This window comes from Pseudomonas sp. PME37.24/025, from assembly GCF_055556615.1.
The window spans coordinates 1-237 of record NZ_JBVHNK010000477.1; the positions used below are offsets into that span (position 1 = coordinate 1).

The window sequence follows — 237 nt, forward strand, 5'->3', positions numbered from 1 at the left end:
GCAAGCTACTCCCGAGGCCAAGGAAGGCGCCTTGGTTCTCGGCATATTCGAGGCGAAGCAGGTTAGCCCAGTAACGGTGCGGCTTACTGCCCTTGAGCACGAAGGCCGCCAGCTTTTTCGTCGCTTGATCCCAGCCGATCCCGGCGATCATCGTCACCACGATGAGGAATATGCGGTCGGCTGCGGCCAAGGTCATCCTCTCCGCGTTATGCAGCTTTCGCTGCCGTTAAGGGTTGG

The 237-nt window shown here is 59.9% G+C and carries 1 protein-coding gene; it reads right to left on the minus strand.

From position 1 onward, the window contains the following. Positions 1–190: hypothetical protein (locus ACZ3HH_RS31140; protein WP_465810586.1), on the minus strand; the 190-nt coding region annotated here is incomplete at its 3' end. Positions 191–237 lie beyond the last annotated feature (47 nt).